Source organism: Methylibium sp. (assembly GCF_013817365.1).
In the GTDB taxonomy this organism is placed as follows: Bacteria; Pseudomonadota; Gammaproteobacteria; order Burkholderiales; family Burkholderiaceae_C; genus Methylibium.
The window spans coordinates 1-5540 of sequence record NZ_JACDCU010000285.1; the positions used below are offsets into that span (position 1 = coordinate 1).

Here is a 5540-nt window from a genome sequence, read left to right on the forward strand (position 1 = left end):
TGTTGAGGTGGCCCTCAGGTTCTTATGAAAGACTGTTCATTCATCTGCCGTCCGCCGCCGCGTTTCTCGTCGCCCCTTGCAGGTGCGCGCCGGCCCCCCAGGCCGTTCCCGCCCAGCGGTACTACAAATGACTTAAGTGCCGCTATCCTTGCGCCGCAACCGCGCCGACTGCCGCACACCTTGTGCCGTCGGCTTTGTTGCGATCGTTTGTTGTACCACAGCCCGATCCTCCCGGGCGTCATATTCATCCAACATCTTGATCGTCTCCGGCCCCATCTGCCGCAGATCCTCCTCATCGTACCAGCGATCCTCCGCTGCGTCCTCGTACCCGACGTAGTGCACACAATACCGCCGCGAACCATCGGACGCTTCCACACGCCCAGTGATGCTCTCGATTGCCCACACCTCCTGCTCGCGCTCCGCGGCGCTGCGCTGATGGGCCGTCACTTGTGGTGCCGATTCCGCTTCCGCCGCGGGCGGCTCCGCGTCGCGTGCGGCAATTTGGTCGATCCAGTCCGACAGGTCGACGGGAATATGCACCAGATGTGCGGGCCGCTCGTGCGCTTTCACCAACCGATCCACATGCACAACCATCGTCTCGTCTGGCTGGCCCGGCGGATGCAACACAGCCGTGCGCTTCGTCGCAGGATCCAGGAACCGTTTGACGGTCATTGGCCCCATGGCTGACTGCTCCAACTTGTGCGCGCGTGCGATCCACACGTAAACACTATCACCATCTACAATGCCGTGCTCACGCTTGCCCTTGTCGTATTGCTCCTTGCGTGTGGCAGCGGCCTCCGAGTGCGCCAGGTCAGCAAAACTGTACGCCTTGACCATGCGCTTGCTCCACTCGGCCACGGGTTCGCCACTGTCCTCGCCCACCTCGCGCCACGCGTTGGCTGGCGCAATCGCATCATAGCCAGTCTTGTGGAAGTACGGTGTCATACCCGTCACAGAATACGGCGACGTGTTGATGGCGAACTGCACCCACGGCAACATGTCGGGCCATCCTGTCGGGTCATCCTTTGACAGCTCGCGTAACATCATTCCAATCAGCCAATTGCGGCGCTCGACACGGCCCTCCGTGTGAGCCTGGTACGCGCTGCACGCCTTCGCCTCAATACCGGCCAGCTTGGCTAGCTTCGCCACAGCTGACTGTAGTAGCTCCGGCGCGCGGTCCGTCTGCCACGAGCGTGGGCACCCCTCCTTCAGCACGACGTGGGTCAGCAGAATGTTGGCAATGTCCTCCGAATTCTTGGTCTTCAACGGCACAAGCAGCGTCTCACTGCTGTACGCGTCGACGATCACCAGCACATGCACCATACCCGACCGCGACATCAAGAGCGGCCCAATCAAATCAATCACAACACGGTCAAACGGCGGATACTTCGTCGGCACCAGCCCCATGTGCTTGGCCGTACCGTGACCCGCAATCGTGCGCCGCTTGCCTTTTGCACACATCGGGCAGCTCTTGATCCACTGGGTCGTGTCCGCATACATGCCGAACCAGAAGTACAGGCGCATCAAGGCCCCGTACGTCTTTTCGAACCCCCGGTGGCCGGCCGACGGCGCGTCGTGGTTTGCGGTCAGCACCCGAGCGCGCAGACGCAACGGCAGGACAAGCCGCGCACGACGGTTGGCGAGCTTGTCGACATCGATAAACATCAGCTTGCCACTGCACATCTCAAAGTCGGCGAAATCCCGCGACTTGGATGTCGCCATATGATGCCGTAACGCGGCTGCCGCCTTCGTCGGCATGCCCGCCAGAAACGCCTCCTCGGCGTCGGCGTCACCGAACTCGCCCGACTTGATCGTCATAATGAACACACAGACCGGGTCGATGCCCTGCTCAGCGCTAATGTCGATGGGCACGCCCGGCGCGCTGTCGGGCCCCACAACCGACGCCGCCGCAACACGCGGTGGCAAGGTGGCGCGGGCCGGCACCGCGGCCGCCACAATAATCATGTCCTCGTCCAATGTGGGCTTGTCCGACTCCAGAAACTGCTTGAGCGCCTCGTGCGAACTGCGATCGACCAGCGCGAACCGGCTCAGCGTGTCCACGTCGTCCATCTCCGCACGCGGGTGATACTTGAACGTGATAGTGATGGCCTGAAGCGCCAGCGCCACGCGCTGCATCTGCCGATTCGCACGACCCATCTCAATCGAGTCAGCCAACCAGCGCAGCGACTTCGGGTCGCCGTGAATGATGTTCTCGCTGTACTGCGAATACACACGGCCCTTGTCAATCAGGCAATAGTACCACGCCATGGCCTCCATCTCCGTTGGCCAGCGCTTCTTGTCTGCCTCGCTCGCTTTCTTAGCCATAAACCGGATAGGCCAGAACTTGCCCAAGGCATCCTCCTGACCCACCACACCTGCCCATCCGAACGTGGGCTGCGCGTCGATACGCCAGTGGAATGGCCGATTCCAGTCCGGCATTGTCAGCAGCGTCTCCCGCGCAATCTGGCGCCGAATCTCCACGAGCCGTTTAGCGTGATCCGCAGTAAACGTCCCCTCGACCCAACGATCGTGCATGATGTCCTCCAACGGCGCCGCCAGCTGAGAAAACTCCGGCACAAAGTTGCGGTACCGTCCCAACATGCTCATCTGCGACTTGAGCTCGCTCGCCGTCTTGGGCAAACGCATGTCCACCAACGGCCGCACAGCCTCCGGATCTTTGCGATAGTGGCCGTGACTCAATACAAACCCTTGGTGCACCACCTCGCTGCGAAAGATGTGGCACTTGGTGGCCTTCAAGATCGTGCCGTCCTGCACAATCTTTGTCAGGAACTGGTCCAACAGCGCGAGATGGACGTCCTCGGAGTCGCTACTCGTCCCCAGCAGCGTGTCGTCGAACATATACGCCAACTCGTTCGGTGAGAACGCGCTGTACTGCTTGGCCTTGAACCGATGCAGCGCCGCCGGCGAGTTCATCCCGCCCTGGACAACAACCCGAAACTCGCGAATCCCACCGTACGCACTGTAAAACGGTACGCGGCTCTCCACATCGTACGGGTACTGGAAATACGAATCCGCCTCGTCGAATGTTGAAAACACACGATTACGTCGGAAACGCTCAAGCGCCTCCAGAGGCGAAGGAACGGGATGCGAGTCCGGAATCGTCTTCTCGTTGCGCAAACGCGCATCACCGGTGAAACGAATCTTCTTGTTGCGTATCACGTGGTGAATGTTGATCGGCCGCGCCAGCTCTGCAGGGCCGGTCAAGTCGCCAATCACGCCCCGGGCATCCATCGCGTCTTCCCACTGCATTTGCGCACGCAGGACGCGCGGGTCACGGATCAGCCGCCGTGGCTCGTGCCGCGGTAAACCACTGAGATTGACATGCACTTTCTCGCGCGACTGGTCGACCTTGCGCAGCTGCATGCCGAACGCAGGCCGATGCTTCTGCACAAGTGCGCGCAACTTGTCCTTGCCAGCCGGCGACATCTCTGCTTCGCTCACAACCTTGGCCAGCGCCGCATCCGTCTGCCGGTCGTCCTCCTCAAACGACATGACAGGCGGCAGAAAGTCGCGACTGTCATCCGCATCTGGTACCAATTCGTACTCCGACCCCTTCAGCAGAATGTCGGCAGCCTTCACTGTTGTCGGACACACCACTGCACCGCTCGGCACCGACGCAGGCCGCAGCAACTGGCTCTGGTACGGTGCCGGGTGCACGTTCGCATCATCGTTTGTTGACGACTGGCGCTGACGGAGCGCCCACTCAGCAAACTCAGCCAGATACAATTCCAGCATTCCATCGTCTGCACGCTCCATGACGTCCTGAAACAGTGTCTGCAACCGCTTCGGCGCAGCGGCCATGCGCTTATTCAGCCACGTCCAGTACGCCTGCGCCTGCGGTCGATGGCTACTCACGGCCACTGGGATCGCCACAGCCCGCACAACCGCCTGTTGCTGGCCGTGCTGCAACCGTGCCGTATCGTCGGCCATGTGCATCACCACACGCAGCTGGCTTAGCGTCGGCTTGCCCAGCAACGCAGCCACCGGCAAGTCGCTCACAACTGCAAACGTGACGCGCTTCAGCCGTACCGCTCCCACGCGCAGCGGCAGGTCCACCAGACCGCTCGCATACACATGACCAACGCCGTGCAACAACGGACCGCCCGGCCGCACCGCGAACCCTTTTGGGACTGAGTCCTCGCGCATCAGATTCAGCGCGGCCATCGAGTCCAAGCCGAGCTTCATCGGAGCCGGCCCGACGAGCGCGTCCACCACAAACACCTCCTGGCCCACTGGCAGCGCGGGATATTCCAGCTTGCCTTCATTGTTGCCGGAGGAGCCGCCCTGCATCTTCGCGCGCAGTTCTGGATGCTTGGTGAAACACACGTCCTCCGTGTGGCCCGGCTTCTGGCAGAACGGGCACGGTGGTCGCGTGTCGGGGCGCGGGCGTCGGGGTTGGCCCTTGGTGGCTGGGTTGGCCGGCTTGCCGCCAGCGGGTGGCCCTTTTGGCACGACTTCGAACGTCTCGCCCGCCATCCTGCTGCACAATGCCTCGATTGTCTTGATCTCGCCCTCCGCTATTGCTTTCCCGACCTCGCGATACAATGTCGTATTTCTCATGCAGTAATCGGTGCCCAGCACTGTCGTGGTCCACAGATCCTCGAGCAACGCCCGCTCGCTGACCACGTTGATGAGCACGGCCGCCTGGGCCATCGGTCGCACACGCGTCAGGAAGGCGTACACTCCTTCGCTACTCTGGCGCCGTTGCTCCGCGAGACGGTGCCGCATGTTTCCCGCGCGCGTCCCCGACAGATACTTCTCCTGGAATCGCTTGCGCCACTCCTCAAAGCTACTCGGCATGGGTAGCGCGGCCAGCCGCGACTTGGCTTCCTGCGACACCAGCTGCAGCAGCCCGAGTGCCGTGGCGTCCGGCAGGCCCAGCCGAAGGTAGCCCAGCACCTCTTCGTATAGCATCACTGCCTCCTCGGGCCGTGTCACGTCGCCCTTGAAACTATCCATCATCCCCCGCAGGTTGGTCGTCGCCATGCGCTCAATCTCGCGAGGGAGGCCCGACCCGCGGACTGCGGGCGCCGGCGGCAACACGTTGGGGTTTTTCCCGCGCGCTTCCTCCCGCGCACTCTGGGCTCGTTCGGCGTCGCGCACCTCGGCGCTCGCACTGACGGCACCCACTACCGTCTGTTCGCCCGCGTGAAACCCGGCACTTGCCGTTCTTGCGGGTTCTTCCTTCTTCTCTGGCTCAGCGGCAGCGGACATCGACTCGATCCCCGCGCTCTGCACAAGCTTAGCCAGATGTTGATTCGCGTTCTCCAGCCTCGCGTTCAGTGCCGCCCGCTCCTCGAGCGCTTTCGTAAGCGCCTCGCGTGCAGCGGGGTCCTTCACTGATTTCAGCTGGTCGGGGGTTACCACCGGCCCTGCCGGCGTCTCCTCCATTTGTTGAGGTGGCCCTCAGGTTCTTATGAAAGACTGTTCATTCATCTGCCGTCCGCCGCCGCGTTTCTCGTCGCCCCTTGCAGGTGCGCGCCGGCCCCCCAGGCCGTTCCCGCCCAGCGGTACTACAA

At 62.3% G+C, this 5540-nt stretch carries 1 protein-coding gene; it reads right to left on the bottom strand.

Annotation, left to right across the window (positions count from 1 at the left end; all coding sequences use genetic code 11):
- Positions 1–132: 132 nt before the first annotated feature.
- The gene (locus H0W38_RS15650; protein ID WP_292455727.1) at positions 133–5412 is read right to left on the bottom strand and encodes a DDE-type integrase/transposase/recombinase; all 5280 of its coding nucleotides are present in this window, start codon (positions 5410–5412) and stop codon (positions 133–135) included.
- Positions 5413–5540 lie beyond the last annotated feature (128 nt).